The following is a 17496-nucleotide window of genomic DNA, read 5'->3' as shown; positions in this document are numbered from 1 at the left end:
TTGATGGCATCATTCAAATTTTTTGATCAATCGATCGATGAATTGAGCCGAGATGCCCAGCGCCAGAGACGTACTGACCCCCGATGCGCTCGCCATGCTGCAAACCGTGGCGAGCACCGGCAGCTTTGCCGGCGCGGCCCGCGAGCTCAACCTGGTGCCCAGCGCGCTCAGCTACCGCGTGCGCCAGATCGAAGATGCGCTCGACGTGCTGCTGTTCGACCGCAGCGCCCGCCAAGCCCGCATCACCGAAGCCGGCGCCGAGTTGCTGCGCGAGTCGGCGCGGCTCCTGGGCGAAATCGACGCGGTTGCCAACCGCGTGAAACGCGTGGCCACCGGCTGGGAGCCGATGCTCACCATTGCGGTCGACAGCGTGATCGCGCGCGACCCGCTGCTCGACCTGGCCACCGCCTTCTTCGCGCTCGACCCGCCCACGCGGCTCAAGCTGCGCGATGAAACCCTGCTCGGCACCATCGAGGCGCTGACCAGCGGCGAGGCCGACCTGGCCATCGGCGCCGTGCTCGACGCCGCGAGCCTGGCCTTCACCGCCACCGGCATCCGCAGCCGGCCCATCGGCGAACTGTGCTTCGTTTATGCGGTGGCGCCGCACCATCCGCTGGCGCGCTTGCCGGAACCATTGACCGATGCGGTGCTGCGCCAGCACCGCGCGGTCGCGGCCGCCGACTCGGTGCGAAGCGGGCCGAGCATGACGGTCAACCTGGTCGGCGGGCAGGACGTGCTCACGGTGCCGAGCATGCACGCCAAGCTGAACGCGCAGCTGCACGGCCTCGGCGGCGGATTTCTGCCTGAGCCGATGGCTCGCCCGTACATCGAGGCGGGCCACTTGGTCGAACGCAAGACCGAACGCCAGCCGCCGCTCGCGACCATGCACTGCGCCTGGCGCGTGCGCAGCGCCGGCGGGCCGGGCCGCGCGCTCGAATGGTGGCTCGCACAGTTCGACCATGAAGCCACGCGGCGGGCGCTGCTGGAGCGGCATCGGGGGCGTTGAGGCGGCATTACCGGGTTGCTATTCGGACTGAATTCAGTCCAAAATCAGTCCACTCCGATCCGTTCAACAAACAACTCAGGAAGCAGCCCATGAAGTTCTCCACCCAGGTCAAACCCATCAGCTACCTCAAGAGCCACGCCGCCGACATCGTCAAGACCATTTCCGAAAACCGTGAGCCGATGGTGATCACGCAGAACGGGGAAGCCAAGCTCGTGGTCATGGATGTCCGCTCCTACGAAGAGCAGGAGGAGACATTGGCCCTGCTGAAGATTCTTGCCCTCGGCCATCGCGAAATCGAGCAAGGCCAGTTCCGCTCCGCGACAGAAGTCCTTGCCACGCTGGACGGCGAAGACGCCCAGTGAAAGTCGTGTTCCTGCGGTCCGCCGAGGCCGATCTGATGGACTTGCGGCGCTACATCGTGAAGAACTTCGGCGCCGGCACATGGGCGACCAGCTACGGAAAAATCAAGGACGCGATCGCGGTCATTGCGACCCACCCGCATGCAGGCAGGATTCCGGGCGAGCTCGAAAGCCTTGACATCGGCCAATACCGGCAGGTCATCTCGGGCTTGAACCGCATCATCTACGAGGTGCGCGAGGACACGGTCTACATCCACGTGGTCTGCGACACGCGGCGGGATCTGAAGAACCTGCTCATGCGGCGCATGACCGGCTTTCGGTGACAGGCACGACAAGCTTCCGGCTCGGAATCCATTCGCAGCAGGGCGCGCGGGGGACGGGCCGGCGGACCGATGTAGAGTCCGAACACATCCATCCGTCTCCCTACACAAGAAAAGAGTCCCGCATGACCACTCGCGCAACTGCCAAGACGGCAAAGGCCACCGACCGCCACCGAACTCCCGCCGCTCCACGCCACTACGCCGTCGTCGGCGCCGGCATTGCCGGCGTGGCCTGCGCCCGAACGCTGATGCAGGCCGGCCACAAGGTCACGGTGTTCGAACGCGAAGCCGCGCCCGGCGGGCGCATGGCGAGCATCGACACCGCCTTCGGCCGCTTCGACAGCGGCGCACAGTACTTCACCGTGCGCGATGCCCGCTTTGCGCTGGCACTCGAAGCCACGCCCAACCTCTGCCGTCCCTGGAGCGCCAACCTCGTGCGGGTGCTCGATGCACACGGCCGCGTGGCCGAAGCGGCACTGCCCGGGCGCGAGTCGCACTGGGTGGCGCAGCCCGGCATGGATGCGCTCGTGGCCCACTGGGCCGCGCCGCTGGGCAGCAACATCGTGGCGGGCACGCAAGTCACGCAGATCGAGCCCGACGCGCTCGACCCCAAGCGCTGGCAGCTGCGCACCGCGGGCGCGGACGATTCGCAGCACGTGTACTCGGGCTTCGACGCCGTGCTGCTCGCTGTGCCGCCTTCGCGCACGCGTGCGCTGCTGGGCGACGGCAAGCTCTCGGCCACCATCAGCCAGAAGATCGAGCCGGTGCGCATCGCCCCCTGCTGGACGCTGATGATCGCCTTCCCCCAGGCCAACCAGGCCAACATGTCGCACCTCGGCCCGCAATGGAATGCGGCGCGCAGCACCCACCACCGCGTGGCATGGCTGGCACGCGAGTCGTCCAAGCCCGGCCGCGAGCGCGTCGAGCGCTGGACGCTGCAGGCCAGCGCTGCGTGGTCGCAGGAGCACCTGCGCGACGACGCGGCGCGCGTCGAAGCCAAGCTGCTGCGCGCTTTTTCCGAAATCACCGGCATCCATGCCGCGCCCACGCACGCCCAGGCGCGCTGCTGGACCGAAGCCCAGACGCAGGTTCCGCTCGGCAAGAGCCACCTGTGGGACGCCAAGGCACGCATCGGCGTGGCCGGCGACTGGTGCACCGGGCACCGGGTCGAAGACGCGTTCCTGTCGGGCCTCTCCTTGGCGCTTGCAGTGATCTGATCCGCGGATGCGTGAGACCGGCCGTTTCGCGCCCTCGCCCACCGGCCCGCTGCATGCCGGTTCGCTGGTCGCCGCGCTGGCGAGCTGGCTCGACGTGCGCGCCCGTGGCCCCGGGGCGCGCTGGCTGATTCGCATCGAAGACGCCGACACCGAGCGCTGCCTGCCCGGCATGGGCGAGCACATCCTCCGGCAACTGACGGACTGCGGCCTGCTGCCCGACGAAGCGCCGGTTTGGCAGACGCAGCGCACCGCGCGCTATGAAGCCGCGCTTGCAAGGCTGCAGGCCGTCGGTTTCGCCTACCCCTGCGGATGTTCGCGCAAGGACATCGATGAGGCGCTGGCCCGGCTCGGCCGGCCGCACGCGCGCCATGGAGAGCGCGTCTACCCGGGTACCTGCCGCAACGGACTGCATGGCCAACCTGCGCGAGCGTGGCGCTTTGCCACCGAAAAATTCGAATCCGCCCAACCGGCGCTTCCATCGGGCGAGCTCTGCTGGACCGACCGCCGCCTCGGCCGCCAATGCCAGCACGTCGGCCGCGAGGTCGGCGACTTCGTGTTGCGCCGCGCCGACGGCCCCTGGGCCTACCAGCTCGCGGTGGTGGTCGACGACGCCGAGCAAGGCGTGACCGACGTGGTTCGGGGCGAAGACCTTGCCGACAACACCGCGCGCCAGATCCTGCTTCAGCGCGCGCTCGGCCTGCCAACGCCCAGCTACCTGCACACGCCGCTGGTGCGCGGGGCCGACGGCGACAAGCTCTCCAAGCAGAACGGCGCCACGCCCGTCGCCACCGAAACGCCGGAGGCCGCGTTGGCGTCGCTCGACGCGGCCGCGCGCGTGCTCGGCCTCGGCGCGGCGCGGGGCGGTTCATGCGCCGCGGCGCTGGCCGGCTGGGTGCCCGAATGGCGCGATCTCTACAATTCGCGGCTGCAATGACCTTTCCCGACACAGTGCCCCACGACCTTCCGCCCGGCGGCGACGACCACGCGGCCGACGACACACCGCATCCGCTGCACCGCCGCCTCAAGAGCTTCGTGAAGCGCGCCGGCCGCACCACAGACGGCCAGGCACGCGCCTTTGCCGAACTGGGCCCGCTGTTCCTCATCCCCTACAAGCCCGAGCCGCTCGACCTGACGGCAGCCTTCGGCGGCCGCGCCGCGCCGACCGTGCTCGAAATCGGCTTCGGCATGGGCGAGGCCACCGCGCACATCGCCACGGTGCGGCCCGAGACCAACTTTCTTTGCTGCGAGGTGCACGAGCCGGGTGTGGGCGCGCTGCTCAAGCGCATCGGCGAGCAGTCGATCACCAACATCCGCATCTGCGCGCACGATGCCGTCGACGTGCTCGACCACATGCTGCTGCCCGACACGCTGGCCGGCGTGCATGTGTTCTTTCCCGACCCGTGGCACAAGAAGCGCCACAACAAGCGCCGGCTGATCCAGCCCGAGTTCGTGAAAAAACTCGCCGCGCACCTGCGCCCGGGCGGCTACATCCATTGCGCCACCGACTGGCAGCCTTACGCCGAGCAGATGCTCAAGGTGCTGGCCGCGGAACCGCTGCTGCGCAACACGGCCGAAGGCTACGCGCCCAAGCCCGAGTACCGGCCGCTGACCAAGTTCGAGAACCGCGGCATCAAGCTCGGCCACGGGGTCTGGGACCTGGTGTTCCAGCGCGCCTGAGCCGCACTGGGCTTTCAGGCCCGGGCTTCAGAGCCTGCGGTCCAAGGCGGCCTTCAGCGTCGTCGCAAGCTGCTGCGCCTGCACGGCGGAGCCGATGTTGGTAAAGCCCATCAGCAGCCCCTGGTCACGGAAATTCGCCGTGCCTCTCACCGACAGCGGCTGGCAGTTCAAGCCGGCGAGCTGCGCGCGGCGGGCCAATTCCTCGTCGCACTCCTGCCACCGATCGAAGCGCGCGATCAGGTGCATGCCGCCGCTTTGCAGGTCGATGCGCACTTCGTCGCCGAGTGCCTTCAGCAGTGCCTCCGCGAGCATGTTGCGGCGGCGGGCATAGAGCAGCCGCATCTTCTTCAGGTGGCGCGAGAAGTGGCCTTCGCGCATGAAATCGGCCACCACGGCCTGCGTGATCTGCGGCGATCCGTTGGACCACGTCTGCGCGGCCTGAGCGAAGACATCGCGCAGCGAGTCGGGCGCCACCACGTAGCCCAGCGCCAGGCCGGGGTACAGCACCTTCGAGAAGCTGCCGGCATACAGCACACGATCGTGGCCGTCCAGGCTCTTGAGCGCGGGCAGCGGCGGACCGGCGTAGCGGTACTCGCCGTCGTAGTCGTCCTCGACGATCCAGGCCTTTGCCTGCGAGGCCCAATCGAGCAGCTGCAGCCGGCGCGCCAGTGACATCGAAACACCGAGGGGTGCCTGGTGCGAAGGCGTGACGACAGCCATCTTCGCCTTCGCTGCCTTGCGCATGCCCTGCGCGACGACCATGCCTTCTTCGTCCACCGGCACGGGCACCACGCGCTGGCCGGCGCTGCGCAGCACCTGCCGTGTCGGCGGGTAGCCCGGGTCTTCGATCCACACGCGGTCGTCCTTGCCGAGCAGCGTGTGCGAACTGAGCGCGAGCGACGCGCGATATCCGCCGGTCACGAACACCTGCGACGGATGGCAGAGAACGCCGCGCGACACCCGCAGGTAGGCCGCAATGGCCGCGCGCAGCGCCGGGTGGCCCGAGGGATCGCCATAGAACATGTCGGCGGTGGTCGTCGCCCGCGCCCGGCGCGACACCAGTCGCGCCCAGAGCTTGCGTGGAAACGCATCGAGCGCCGGAATGCCCAGCTGCAGGGGCAGCGGCGGTGCGATTTCGGCAAGCGTCTGCTCAAAGGCCGGCACCTCTGCCTGCCGGGGCCCACGGCGGGCCGACAGACGCGACGGCAGCGACGGGGACACCACCGTGCCCGCCTGCCCCTGCGCTGAAAAATAGCCTTCACCCGCAAGCTGGTTGTAGGCCGTTTCCACGGTGCCCCGGGCCACGCCCAACTCGCTGGCCAGGCTGCGTGCCGACGCCACCCGATCGCCCGCGCGCAGCACGCCCTGCTCGATGGCCGCCCTGAAGCGCTCGTAGATCTGCCGGTGCAGCGGCGTCAGCGTTGCGCGATCGATCTTCAGGAGGGTTGCGGGAGATTTCTTCTCTTGGATCATGGCCTGGTCATTTTGACGAATCTTGGCTCTTTGGAATGGGGCATCGAAAACCTAAGCTCGGAAACGTCGAACGGCCAGAACAAGGACATGCCATGAGCGAGAAGATATTCCTGGCGGGTGCGGCGGGTGCCATCGGCACCGCGCTCGTCCCGCTGTTGATCGATGCGGGCTACACCGTGTACGGCAGCACCCGGCGCGCCGAGCGAGCGCGGGGGTTGGAGGCGCGCGGCGTGGTCCCGGTCGTGGTCGATGTGTTCGACGCTCAGGCGCTGCGCGCGGCGCTGATGCGCATCGCGCCGACGACCGTGATCCACCAGCTCACCGACCTGCCGCCGGACCTGGACCCGAAGCTGATGGCCGATGCCGTCCATCGCAACGCCCGAGTCCGCACCGAAGGCACGCGCAACCTCGTGGCCGCGGCGCTGGCCGCCGGCAGCCGCCGATTGCTGGCGCAAAGCATCGCCTGGGCCTATGCGCCGGGGCCCCTGCCCCACCTCGAAGAACATCCGCTCGACCTCGAAGCCGAAAGCACCCGGCGCGTCAGCGTGGACGGCGTGGCGGCGCTGGAGCGCAGCGTGCTGGGCGCCAAGGGCATCGAGGGAACGGTGCTGCGCTATGGGCAGTTCTACGGCCCGGGCACGTCGACAGCCGGGCCCAAGGGTCCGTGCCCGGTCCATGTGGAAGCCGCGGCCTGGGCGGCGGTGCTTGCGCTGCGGCATGCGCGCGGCGGCATCTTCAACATCGCCGAGGACAACCCCGAAGTCAGCAGCGAGAAGGCGAAACGCGAGCTGGGCTGGCATGCATCGATGCGGCTGCACCAGCGGCTGGGAGCCGCGTCGTGAAGGCGCCCCGGTTTCATCGCGACCAGTGGGGAGCCGGCGTTGCGGCGCTCTCCGTGGTGCTGGCCGCCGGCTGGGCACTCGTGCCGCACGGCAACCGCCAGGCCGCAGTGCAATGGTTCGCGGATGTGTGCAGCACCGCGGCACGGCCGATGTTCTCGTCCGCTCCGGCGCCCGCAGGCTCGGGTGCCGATGCAAGGCCCGCCACCTCGGTCAAGGTGCTCTCGTGCGAAGCGCTGCCGAATGTGCCGGGCAAGTCGGTGACCACGGTGCTCGTCGACTTTCCGCCGCTCGCCTATTCGCCGGCGCACCGGCATCCGGGCTCGGTGACTGCGATCATTCTCGAAGGCACGATCCGCTCGCAGCTCGGCGGCGGGCCCGTGGGAACCTACAAGAGCGGCGAAACCTTCTTCGAGCCGCCGCGCACGCTGCATCTTTTTGCGGAGAACCCGGACCCGGTGCGCCACGCGAAACTGGTCGCGGTGTTCGTTGCCGACGAGAACTGCGGACCGCTGGTGCTGCCACCCTGACGCCGGTTGATCGCGCACCGGCAAGCTCGACGGCAGTCGGTATCAGGCAGCATTTTCTCCGCTTGCACGCGATCGAACGCGTCTGTGCGTTCGCATTGCTGATGATGTGGAGGAAGTGTCTCTGCGGCTGAAGGACGGCCAAGCTATGACCTTGGAGAAGTCGGCGAATCGGGGCCTTCGCTGTACGGTTCGTGAATCGGAGCCGACCCGTCGTTGCTCGCGGCCCAGCGCACGATCGCCTCGAATTCAGGGGATTCACTGAGCTTTCCGCCCAGCTTCCCTGGCAGCACGATCGATCACGTCGGCGACTTTCTTCGGTTGGGTCATGAAGACCGCATGGCTTGCCTTTACCTCTTCCACCGTGGCACCAATGCGCTTGGCCATCTTGTGCAGCATACGGACGTCGAAGGCCTTGTCCTCGGTCGCAATCACAGCCCAGCTTGGCTTGGTTCGCCATGCGGCGTGATCGAGCCTGGTCGCAAACACCGACATGTTGATCGGCACCTGCGAGTCACGCAAGAAAGCCGCGTCCGCATCGCTGGCATCACTCGCGAAGCCGATCTTGAATTTCTCCAGATTGATGAATCCGAATCCGTCGGCTTGCGTGTCGATCACGAAGTCGGGGGCTGTAAATCCAGCGTACTGCTCGCTCGTGGTTTCGCCAGCGTCGGGCGAGAGAGCGGAGACATAGACAAGACCAACCACCTTCGGATCGATGCCCGCCTCAGTGATTACCGTGCCACCCCAGGAGTGACCGACCAGGACGGTGGGGCCGTCTAGTCGGGCGAGCGCCCGCCGCGTCGCCGCCACATCATCGGCCAAGGACGTCAGTGGATTCTGAACAATGGTGACTCGGTAGCCTCGGCTGATCAGCTGGTCGTAGACGCCGCGCCACCCGGAACCATCGGCAAAGGCGCCATGCACCAGCACGACGTTCTTTGCGTGCACCTGTTGAGCATGGGCGCCACCGCCGGGACCCACGATGCTGGCGGTCGCCGCAGCGGCGACAAGAAGCTTGCGAATGAGTGAGTTCATTGGGTTACTGCGGTGGGATTGATGGAAAGAACCGGAATCGAAATGGTAGAAAAAAACGTGCTTTACAGGGTTGCGAAGTTGGTCTCGCTATTGACGCTTTGAGCGCGCAAATCGCTCGAGCGAGAAATTTAGATTCGAGTTTCTAGACAACCGCGCAACAAAATGGAAGATCGCCTTGGGGCTGACTGGCGTGTAGTCCCGAGGCTCTTGCGGCCCTCGAGGCTTGCCTGCTTTGTCTTGAAGACGCATGCATGCTGTGAGGCACGTGGCTCGCCTAGACCGTAGGGACGGTCCCTCCATCGATCAGGTGCTCGGAGCCAGAAATCGAGCCTGCCCGTGGCGATGCCAGGAAGATGATGAGATCGGCGACTTCCTGAGGCCTGGCCGGCCGGCCGAGCGGAATGCCGCCAAGCGATTGCATGATGATCCGCTTGCCACCCTCGTAGTCCGTGCCGGCTTGGTCGGCCAGGCGCTCGGCCAGCGCAACCGACGCTTCGGTCTCGACCCATCCCGGCGACACGCGCAGCACGCGCACGCCCTTCGGCGTCACCTCTTTCGACAGCGCCTTGCTGTAGGTAGACAAGGCCGCCTTTGCCGCCGCATAGGCGGTCGTCGATTCCGGCAAAGGCAACATGCGCTGGATCGAGCCGACGTGGATGATGACGCCTGAGCCCTGCGCGAGCATGGCGGGCAGCAGCGCTCGATCGAGCCGGACGGCCGGCATGAGGTTTTGATTCAATTCAGCGAACCACCGTGCATCGTCAAGGGCGGCAAAGCCGCCGCCCGGTGCGCTGGAGCCGCCGAGTACGTTGACCAGGATGTCTACGCCGCCCCAATGCTCGAGCACCGATTGCGCTACCTTGCCGGCGCCCTCGGCCGTCGAAAGATCGGCGGCAACATGAATCACGTCCCCGGTCGAGCGCGTGGGCGCCGAGCGTGCCGTGGCCATCACCTGCACACCGGCGTCGTGCAGACCTTGGACGACAGCGGCGCCAATACCCTTGGTACCGCCCGTGACCAGCGCGCGCCGACCCGCGAGTTGGAGGTCGAAGCTCATGCCGTGATCTCCCACGCCTTGATCGTTTCGGGGCCGGTGTAGGTGCGGCCTTCGTCTTTCACGACGGCTTGTGCAGTGAAGCAGCGGGCAAGCGCCTCCGGGTTCTGTTGATCAGCCGCGTAATAAGCGGTGATCGGCTCTGGAATGTTCAGGGGGCTCATGAAGATGACTTCTTGGTGGTGAAGCCGTCAGGATGCCCCTCCGATAGAAATTAGGGAATCATCTAGAATTTTCATGGGCTATGAAGAAGGCAATACATAATGCGCGGCTCCGATTTTGCCGAGTTGAAGGCTTTTGCAGCAGTGGTCGAGCGGGCAAGCTTCGCGCGTGCCGCGGAGCACCTCGGGCTCTCCCCTTCAGCGCTGAGCCAGACCATCCGCCAACTCGAGGCGCGACTGAATACACGGCTGCTGAACCGCACCACGCGCAGCGTGGCTCCCACCGTCACGGGAACTCAGTTGTACGGACGCATCGCTCCGCTGTTCCGGGAAATGGCCGATGCTGTCGACGAGGCGAGTGCGGCGGGCGGACAGACGCGCGGCGCCTTGCGCATCAACACGTTGGGAATGGCGGCCCGGCAGGTCATCGCTCCAAGACTGGGGCGGTTTCATCGCATGCACCCCGACGTGGCACTGGACATCGTCGTAGACGATGCATTGAGCGACATCGTCGCCGGTCGCTTCGATGCCGGCATCCGCGTTGGAGGACGGCTGGAGAAAGACATGATCGCCGTGCGTCTGACGCCGGATGTGAAGATGATCGCTGTCGCGTCGCAAGACTATCTGGCGCGTCGCGGCACGCCGCGCACGCCAGCTGACCTGCACGGCCACACCTGCATCAACTGGCGACTCCAAGTCGATGGACGCGCCTACCGCTGGGAGTTCGAAAAGAAGGGAAAGCGGATTGAAGTTTCAGTCGAAGGACCGTTGGTCACCAATGATTCTGAAATCGGAGTGGCCGCGGCCCTGCAGGGACTGGGCATTGCCTATGCGTTCGAGCGTACGACCGTGGATGAGCACCTTCATCGAGGGCAGCTGGTGCAGGTGCTCGGCGATTGGTCGATCACACGGCCGGGGTTATTTCTGTACCACCCCAGCCGCCGCCATGTACCGCCCGCACTGCGCGCATTCATCGACTGCATGCTGGACAAGCGTGAATCGGAGGCGTACCAAGATGCTGTCGCCATATGACGGCGGCACCAGCGGATCGCTACCCGGCGCGGCATGGCAGGAGGGATTCAATTGATGATCTCTCCCATGCCTGTGCGTATGCGCTCCCTCAACTGCTGGATGTACGCCGCATCGAACGGTTCCCATGTCTCCAGTTCACCGACGATCCGAAGCGGCTCGCGGCTGCGGTACGAGCGTGTGGGGTTGCCCGGAAACTTCTTGTCGGTGACGTTGGGGTCGTCCTCGAAGGCGCCCGTGGGTTCGACGATGTAGACGCGGGCACGGCCGTCGCCCTTCGCTATTTCGGCCGCCAGCCCGGCGCCCTTGGCCCACGCGGTGAAGTAGATGTGGTTCATGACGACGCGGCCGTCGTAGTTTGAGCGGAAGCCTGCGGTGAGCAGGTCGCCCACGTGAAGGTCCGCCCGCGTTCCGTGGAAGTAAGGACCGGTGTCCAGCACAGCCATCGCGAGTCGCTCCTCTGCGAAAAGGAAAAGCCGCGGAGTTTAGCCAGCGAACGGGGCTCCAGGCCGCCGCGCTCTACCGCAATTTCGCCGCGTCGAAGATTCGTCGCTTGGCGTTGAGGATATGGAGCCGTGTGGCCTCGGCGGCGTCGGCCGGGGATCGCTTCTCGATGGCGTCGAGGATCTGCTCATGCTCCCTCTGGACCAGCCGGGCACGCTCGACGGTCATCTTCGATCGCACGCTGCGCGCCAGCTCCATGAATTGCCTGATGGGCGCGACACTCGTTTCGACGGCGGCCACGAAGAACTGGTTGTGCGAGGCCTTCGCGATCGCCATGTGGAAGCGGACGTCGTCTTCGATGCCCTTGTTTCCACCCTCCATGGCCAGGGTCTGCGCTTCCAGGCAGGCTCTGATCGTCGCCAGGTCGTCGGCAGTGCGGAACTCCGCAGCAGCGGCCGCCGCCCCCGATTCAACCACCGTGCGGTAGGCGTAATACCGCTCGATGTCCGAATAATTCCTGATGGGGGGCATGCTCGATGCCGGCGTGCCGGGGGCGCGCACGACGTGGCTGCCCGAGCCGCGGCGGGACTCGATGATTCCATCCGATCGCAGCCTCGACAGTGCCTCCCGGACGGTCGGCCGCGAGACCCCGAATCGAGAGGCCAGTTCGCTTTCCGTCGGCAGCTTTTTCGAGTCGATGTAGTCCCCGCGCAGGATGGCTTCGACCATCCGGGCGTAGATCTGGTCGGGCAGCGTGCCGCCATGGACGTCTAGCAAGTGTTCCGCCATCGAACCGATACCCCTTAGTCTTTGTCAGACAACTATAGCGGATCTTCGCGATTTGACGGGAGCAACGAGGCCCCTTCCCCCAACCATCTTTGCTTCTCCAGAGTTGGGCGAGTATCCGCGGGCTCAGCAAAAACCCGGGTGACAACTCAGAAGTTGTCTTACAAAATCCCGCCTGCCAAGCCCACCACCAGGAGATTCCGAATGCGCCAAGTTTCTTTCTCGCGGCATCGCCACGCCCTCCTCGCGGCCGTTCTCGGGGCGGCGAGCTGTGCCGGCATCGGCTTGGTCCAGGCGCAGGAACTGCCGAAGTCGCCGGTGGTGATCAACGTGATCGACGCCGCCGGCAACCTGGCGCTGACGCAGGGGGCGTTCGAGGCCTACCAGGCGCAGAACCCCAAGTTGGTCTCCAAGTTCACCTTCACCAAGGCGCCCGCGCCGGAGATCCCGGCCAAGATCAAGGCGATGCAGAACGCGGGCCGCAGCGACATCGACATGATCATTGTCGGCACCGACGCGCTCGCCGCCGGCCTCGAGATGAACCTGTGGGTCAAGTTGTTCCCCGACTACGCGGCCAAGTTCCCCAAGCTGCAGGAGAACTACCTTCCCAACGCCTACAAGATGCACGCGCTCGCGAAGGACCATGGCCTGGCCATCGTCTTCATGCCTGCCGGCCCGCTGGTCGAGTTCAATCCCGACAAGGTCAAGACGCCGCCGACGACGCCCCAGGAGCTGCTGGCCTGGTGCAAGGCCAATCCCAACAAGCTGATCTATGCACGGCCCGCCAACTCCGGTCCGGGACGCACCTTCATGATGGGGCTGCCCTATCTTCTGGGTGACAAGAATCCTGCCGATCCGGTCAACGGTTGGGACAAGACATGGGCATTCCTGAAGGAGCTCGACACCTGCATCGAGTACTACCCGACGGGAACCGCGGCCGTGATGAAGGAGCTGGGCGAAGGCTCGCGCGACATGACGCTGACGGTGACGGGTTGGGACATCAACCCCAGGGCGCTGGGCATCGTGCCGAAGAACTTTCGGGTGCTGCCCTTCAAGGGCATGACGTGGGTCAACGACGCGCACTACATCGTGATTCCCAAGGGTGTCCCGCCGGAGAAGCAAGCGGTGGTTCTCGACCTCATGGCATTCCTGCTCAAGCCGCAGCAGCAGGCGATGACCTATGACAAGGGCTATTTCTATCCCGGCCCGGCAATCAAGGACGTGCCGCTGTCGCTGGCGCCCAAGGAGAGCCAGGACGTGATCAAGGAGTTCGGACGGCCTGAGTACGACCAGTGGCTGGCCCAGTTCCCCCATGCCGTGCCGCTCGAGACCAAGGCCATGGTCGATGCATTCCGCCGCTGGGACCAGGACATCGGCACCCGCAAGACCAAGTGATTCGCGGCCCGCACTGCGCCGCGCCCGACCGATGCTGCATGCGCCCATGCGGGCGCTTGCGGGCTGCTTCTTTTCCTAGGATTGCGTCTCCATGACTTCAGACTTTTCCGAGCTGCGCCTCGATGGCGTCACGCGCCGCTTTGCCGCGGGCAAGGGCGTGCAGAGCTTCACCGCGCTCAATGCCTTGACCATGACGGTCAAGCGCGGCGAGTTCATCGCGCTGCTTGGACCTTCGGGCTGCGGCAAGTCGACGGCCCTCAATTGCCTGGCCGGGCTGCTGCCCTTGACGGATGGAAGCATCTGGCTCGACGACACGCGCATCGATGTGCTGCCGCCTGAAAAGCGGGGCTTTGGCATGGTCTTTCAGAACTACGCACTCTTTCCGCACATGAGCGTGGCGCGCAATGTCGCGTTCGGGCTCGCGATGCGCGGCGTGCCGGCCGCCGAGTCGGCGCAGCGCGTGAAGCGGGCGCTGGACCTGGTGCAGCTGAACTCGCAGGCGCACAAGCTGCCCGGCCAGTTGTCCGGCGGACAGCAGCAGCGGGTCGCGATCGCCCGGGCGATCGTCATCGAGCCGCCCCTGGTGTTGATGGACGAGCCCTTGTCGAATCTCGACGCCAAGTTGCGGCTGGAGATGCGCGCCGAAATCCGCCGCATTCACCGCGAACTGGGACGATCGACGATCTACGTCACCCACGACCAGGATGAGGCGCTGTCGCTGGCCGATCGCGTGGTCGTCATGAAGGACGGCGTGTCACAGCAGATTGCCGAACCACAGCGCATCTACGCGGAGCCGGCCAACCTGGACGTGGCCCGCTTCATGGGCTATCGCAACCTGGTGGAGCTGAACGTGCGCTCGGAGGGCGGCGCGTCGGTGCAACTCGCCGGCAGCGGCCTGGCGCTCACCGCGCGCGCGATGCAGCCACTCGCGGGCGGCAAGGCGATGCTCGCTATCCGGCCCGAGGAAATCGACGTCGTCTCTTCACCGGTGGACAACAGCTTCGCCGCCCGGGTGCTCAATGTCGAATACTGCGGCCACGACAACATCGTCGACGTCGAGGTGGCCGGCGGGCTCAAGCTGATCGTGCGCACGACGGCGCGCCTGCGAGTCGGCGATCCGGTCACGCTGGCCATTGCGCCGGACAAGGCGCTGGCCTATCCCGTCGATGCAGCCACGGGCACGGTGCCATGAGCCGCACGGCCGTTCCGAAGGCGAATAGCACCGCAGCCGAAGGCGAAGGTACTCCAGTGACCAGCGCCAGCCCGTCTTCGTTCGACCGGTCCCTGCTGCTGCTGGTGCCGGCGACGCTGTTCATGGTGGTGCTGTTCGTCTATCCGTTTCTCTACGGCTTGCAGCTGTCGTTCCGTCCGATGGAAGGCAACTGGCTGGCGAACTACACGCAGTTCTTCACCACCGACAACCTGCGCGACACGGTGTGGACCACGCTCAAGCTGGCCATTCCCGCCACCGTGATCAACGTCGGCGTGGCGCTGCCGATCGCCTATCAGATGCGCCGCAGCAGCCGCTTCCAGAAATTGATCACCACCTTGCTGGTCATTCCGTTGACGCTGGGCACCGTCCTGATCGCCGAGGGCATGCTCGGCTACTTCGGCCCGAAGGGCTGGCTGTCGCAGTCGCTCCAATGGCTGCACGTCTACGAAGGCCCGATCCGGCTGACGCACAACTACTGGGGCGTGCTGATTTCGCTGATCATTTCGGGCTTCCCGTTCGCGTTCCTGCTCACGCTGTCGTACATCACCGGCATCGACCCCAACCTGCCACGCGCCGCCTCGACCCTGGGCGCAACGCCGTGGAACCAGTTCCGGCATATCTATCTGCCGCTGCTGGTCCCGGGGCTGGCGATGGCCTTCGCGCTGTCGTTCGTGCAGGCCTTCTCGGTGTTTCCGTCAGCGGTCCTGCTCGGATCGCCGGCCGGTGCCACCCGAGTGATCTCGATCGCGGCGTATGAGGCCGCCTTCGAGCGCTACGACTATTCGATGGCTTCGGCCGTCGCGATGCTGATGGGCGTGGTGCAGCTGATCGTCGTTGCCGCGGTCCTGGGCGCGCGCGGAATGTTCTATCGGGGCCCCGTCTCCGGCGGCAAAGGTTGACCATGGATACGCACCGCCTGCTGATGAAACTCTGGAAGTCGCTGGTTGCACTGGTGATGGGCTTCTTCATCGTCAATGTCGCACTCATGGTGGCCGCGGTCGGCACCAGCTCGGTGGCCCGCCGCTGGCTCGGCACCTGGCTGCCCGATGGCTACACGTTCAACTGGTACCAGACCGCCTGGAAGGAGTTCCAGCTCGACAGCGTGCTGTGGGTCACGATCGAGGTGGTCGCCGCCGTCGTGTTCCTGTCGATCCTGATCGGCGTGCCGGCGGCCTACGCGCTGGCGCGGCGCGACTTCCGCGGCAAGAACCTGCTGATGGGGCTGTTCCTGCTGCCGCTGATGATCCCGCCGATCACCTACGGCATTCCGCTGGCGACCGTGATGTACCAGGCGCACATCGCGGGCACCATCTTCGGCGTGATCCTGGCGAACATGATTCCGGCCGTGCCGTTCATGATCCTGGTGATGACACCGTTCATCGAACAGATCGATGTCAACCTCGAATCCGCCGCGCGCGTGTTCGGTGCCAACACCTTCAAGCTGTTCTGGCACGTGCTGTTGCCGCTGCTGGCGCCGGGCATTCTGGCGGCCTCCCTGCTGGTGCTGGTGCGCACCATCGGCATGTTCGAGCTGACCTTCCTGACGGCCGGCCCGGATTCGCAGACGCTGGTGGTGGCCCTGTACTACGCAGTGTTTGCGGCGGGCGTTCGTGCGCCGCAGTCGGTCGATGCCATGGCAATGGTCTACATGGCGGTCACGCTGGCCTGGCTGCTGATCGCGCTGCAATTCGTCAACCCGACGCAGCTGGTCAGCCGCGTCAAGGAACATCCAAAGACGGCCTGAGGCCGAGCCCCATGAAGATCACGCAAGTCGATACGGTCCACGCGGCGGCCTATCCGAACATCCTGTGGGTGCAGATCCATACCGACACCGGCCTGGTGGGCCTGGGGGAAACCTTTCGTGGCGCGCAGGCCGTGCAGGCGCAGATCCACGAGCTGGTCGCACCCTACCTGCTGGGAAAGGATCCGCTCGCCATCGAAGCCCACAGCCAGCACCTGCTGTACGGCTATGTCGGCTTTGCCAGCAGCGGCGCCGAAACGCGCGCCGCTTCGGCGGTCGACATCGCGCTGTGGGATCTGTTCGGCCAGGTCACGCAACAGCCGCTCTACCAGTTGCTCGGCGGCGCCGTGCGCGAACGCGTTCCGGTCTACAACACCTGCGCGGGCTACACCTACAACAAGGCCCCGCAGCGTCGCTCGGTGACGCAGGCCAGCGCCGACGTCGCGCCCGAAGGGCCTTACGAGGACCAGGTTGCATTCGTCAAGCGCCCCGCGGCGTTGGCCGAAAGCCTGCTGTCCGAGGGCTACAAGGCGATGAAGATCTGGCCCTTCGATCCCTTCGCCCAGGCCAGCGGCGGGCAGTCGATTTCGGCCCGCGACCTGGACACCGCGCTCGCGCCATTCCGGGAAATCCGGCGCGCTGTCGGCGACGAGATGGACATCATGGTGGAGCTCCATTCGATGTGGAACCTGCCGATGGCCGTGCGGATCGCGCAGGCGCTCGAGGAGTTCAAGCCTTACTGGATCGAGGACCCGGTCCAGATGTCCAACCTGGACACAATCGCCGAATTCCGTTCGCGCACGCGCATTCCGGTCTGCGGCAGCGAGACGCTGGCCACCGTCCAGCCATTCATCCAGCTGCTCAAGAACAATGCGGTGGACTATGTGATGCTGGACCTGGGCTGGGTCGGGGGTCTTTCCGAAGCCAGAAAGATCGCGGCCCTCGCGAAGGCCTTTCACAAACCGGTCGCGCCGCATGACTGCACCGGCCCGGTCGTGCTCGCGGCGTCGCTCCACCTGGCGATGAGCACGACCAACGTGGTGCTGCAGGAAGTGGTGCGCGCCTACCTGGGAGGCTGGTATCGCGAGCTCGTGACGCAGCTGCCCGATGTCCGCGCCGGCCATGCGACGGTTCCGCCCGGCGCGGGCCTGGGCCTGGCGCTGTCGCCGGCGCTGCTGCAGCGGTCTGACGTCACCATCCGCAGTTCGAAGTCGTGA

20 protein-coding genes are annotated in these 17496 nt (G+C 66.0%); 14 read left to right on the top strand and 6 right to left on the bottom strand.

All coding sequences use genetic code 11. From position 1 onward, the window contains the following. The first annotated feature begins 52 nt into the window (after window positions 1–52). The 6 genes from QFZ42_RS07760 (at window position 53) to trmB (ending at window position 4579) form a co-directional block, all read left to right on the top strand. Window positions 53–1006 (top strand): LysR family transcriptional regulator, encoded by a 954-nt coding sequence (locus QFZ42_RS07760; RefSeq protein ID WP_307700413.1) that lies wholly within the window; start codon window positions 53–55, stop codon window positions 1004–1006. 89 nt (window positions 1007–1095) lie between these two features. Continuing rightward, window positions 1096–1368, top strand: coding sequence for a type II toxin-antitoxin system Phd/YefM family antitoxin (locus QFZ42_RS07755; RefSeq protein WP_307700412.1), 273 nt, complete (start codon window positions 1096–1098; stop codon window positions 1366–1368). Continuing rightward, window positions 1365–1688 carry a type II toxin-antitoxin system RelE/ParE family toxin gene (locus QFZ42_RS07750; protein WP_307700411.1) on the top strand — a complete coding sequence of 108 codons (324 nt, stop codon included), beginning with the start codon at window positions 1365–1367 and terminating at the stop codon, window positions 1686–1688. Before QFZ42_RS07755 ends, QFZ42_RS07750 begins: the two co-directional genes overlap by 4 nt. Window positions 1689–1810: 122 nt before the next feature. Beyond that, window positions 1811–2902 carry an NAD(P)/FAD-dependent oxidoreductase gene (locus QFZ42_RS07745; RefSeq protein WP_307700410.1) on the top strand — a complete coding sequence of 364 codons (1092 nt, stop codon included), beginning with the start codon at window positions 1811–1813 and terminating at the stop codon, window positions 2900–2902. 7 nt (window positions 2903–2909) lie between these two features. Beyond that, window positions 2910–3836 (top strand): tRNA glutamyl-Q(34) synthetase GluQRS, encoded by a 927-nt coding sequence (gene gluQRS, locus QFZ42_RS07740; RefSeq protein ID WP_307700409.1) that lies wholly within the window; start codon window positions 2910–2912, stop codon window positions 3834–3836. Next, window positions 3833–4579, top strand: a complete 747-nt coding sequence (gene trmB, locus QFZ42_RS07735; protein ID WP_307700408.1) for a tRNA (guanosine(46)-N7)-methyltransferase TrmB — start codon at window positions 3833–3835, stop codon at window positions 4577–4579. Before gluQRS ends, trmB begins: the two co-directional genes overlap by 4 nt. A gap of 27 nt (window positions 4580–4606) precedes the next feature. Here the strand turns inward: trmB and pdxR are convergent, their stop codons facing one another. After that, complete coding sequence (gene pdxR, locus QFZ42_RS07730) at window positions 4607–6052, bottom strand: MocR-like pyridoxine biosynthesis transcription factor PdxR (protein ID WP_307700407.1); 1446 nt, start codon at window positions 6050–6052, stop codon at window positions 4607–4609. A gap of 92 nt (window positions 6053–6144) precedes the next feature. Between pdxR and QFZ42_RS07725 the strand changes: the two genes are divergently transcribed. Together QFZ42_RS07725 and QFZ42_RS07720 are read left to right on the top strand one after the other, a co-directional pair. Next, window positions 6145–6894, top strand: coding sequence for an NAD-dependent epimerase/dehydratase family protein (locus tag QFZ42_RS07725; protein WP_307700406.1), 750 nt, complete (start codon window positions 6145–6147; stop codon window positions 6892–6894). Then, window positions 6891–7421 (top strand): cupin domain-containing protein, encoded by a 531-nt coding sequence (locus QFZ42_RS07720; RefSeq protein ID WP_307700405.1) that lies wholly within the window; start codon window positions 6891–6893, stop codon window positions 7419–7421. Before QFZ42_RS07725 ends, QFZ42_RS07720 begins: the two co-directional genes overlap by 4 nt. 255 nt (window positions 7422–7676) lie before the next feature. Here the strand turns inward: QFZ42_RS07720 and QFZ42_RS07715 are convergent, their stop codons facing one another. The 3 genes from QFZ42_RS07715 to QFZ42_RS07705 form a co-directional block, all read right to left on the bottom strand. Continuing rightward, the gene (locus QFZ42_RS07715) at window positions 7677–8456 is read right to left on the bottom strand and encodes an alpha/beta fold hydrolase (RefSeq protein WP_307700404.1); all 780 of its coding nucleotides are present in this window, start codon (window positions 8454–8456) and stop codon (window positions 7677–7679) included. Window positions 8457–8730: 274 nt separating this feature from the next. Next, window positions 8731–9513, bottom strand: coding sequence for an SDR family oxidoreductase (locus QFZ42_RS07710; protein ID WP_307700403.1), 783 nt, complete (start codon window positions 9511–9513; stop codon window positions 8731–8733). After that, window positions 9510–9674 carry a hypothetical protein gene (locus QFZ42_RS07705; protein ID WP_307700402.1) on the bottom strand — a complete coding sequence of 55 codons (165 nt, stop codon included), beginning with the start codon at window positions 9672–9674 and terminating at the stop codon, window positions 9510–9512. Before QFZ42_RS07705 ends, QFZ42_RS07710 begins: the two co-directional genes overlap by 4 nt. 99 nt (window positions 9675–9773) lie before the next feature. Here QFZ42_RS07705 and QFZ42_RS07700 point away from each other — a divergent pair, with 99 nt between their 5' ends. Beyond that, on the top strand, window positions 9774–10703 hold the full coding sequence (locus QFZ42_RS07700; RefSeq protein WP_307700401.1) for a LysR family transcriptional regulator: 930 nt from the start codon (window positions 9774–9776) through the stop codon (window positions 10701–10703). A 47-nt stretch (window positions 10704–10750) separates the two neighbouring features. On the opposite strand, the gene arr is transcribed toward QFZ42_RS07700, so the two are convergent. Together arr and QFZ42_RS07690 are read right to left on the bottom strand one after the other, a co-directional pair. Beyond that, window positions 10751–11146, bottom strand: coding sequence for an NAD(+)--rifampin ADP-ribosyltransferase (gene arr, locus QFZ42_RS07695; RefSeq protein ID WP_307700400.1), 396 nt, complete (start codon window positions 11144–11146; stop codon window positions 10751–10753). Between the two features lie 73 nt (window positions 11147–11219). Beyond that, window positions 11220–11933 carry a FadR/GntR family transcriptional regulator gene (locus tag QFZ42_RS07690; RefSeq protein WP_307700399.1) on the bottom strand — a complete coding sequence of 238 codons (714 nt, stop codon included), beginning with the start codon at window positions 11931–11933 and terminating at the stop codon, window positions 11220–11222. A 201-nt stretch (window positions 11934–12134) separates the two neighbouring features. Between QFZ42_RS07690 and QFZ42_RS07685 the strand changes: the two genes are divergently transcribed. From QFZ42_RS07685 to QFZ42_RS07665, 5 genes are all read left to right on the top strand, one after another. Next, on the top strand, window positions 12135–13325 hold the full coding sequence (locus tag QFZ42_RS07685) for an ABC transporter substrate-binding protein (RefSeq protein ID WP_307700398.1): 1191 nt from the start codon (window positions 12135–12137) through the stop codon (window positions 13323–13325). 91 nt (window positions 13326–13416) lie between these two features. Further along, on the top strand, window positions 13417–14517 hold the full coding sequence (locus QFZ42_RS07680) for an ABC transporter ATP-binding protein (RefSeq protein ID WP_307700397.1): 1101 nt from the start codon (window positions 13417–13419) through the stop codon (window positions 14515–14517). Then, a complete protein-coding gene (locus QFZ42_RS07675; RefSeq protein ID WP_373423318.1) occupies window positions 14514–15437 on the top strand; it encodes an ABC transporter permease in 924 nt (307 codons plus the stop codon). The genes QFZ42_RS07680 and QFZ42_RS07675 overlap by 4 nt, the downstream gene beginning before the upstream one ends. Window positions 15438–15439: 2 nt before the next feature. Then, on the top strand, window positions 15440–16282 hold the full coding sequence (locus tag QFZ42_RS07670) for an ABC transporter permease (RefSeq protein ID WP_307700395.1): 843 nt from the start codon (window positions 15440–15442) through the stop codon (window positions 16280–16282). Window positions 16283–16293: 11 nt separating this feature from the next. Beyond that, entirely contained in the window at window positions 16294–17496 is a 1203-nt protein-coding gene (locus QFZ42_RS07665) for a mandelate racemase/muconate lactonizing enzyme family protein (RefSeq protein ID WP_307700394.1), read from the top strand.

Source organism: Variovorax paradoxus (assembly GCF_030815855.1).
GTDB lineage: Bacteria > Pseudomonadota > Gammaproteobacteria > Burkholderiales > Burkholderiaceae_C > Variovorax > Variovorax paradoxus_M.
Note: the sequence above shows the minus strand (reverse complement) of the source record. Positions and strands in the feature narration are given on the sequence as shown.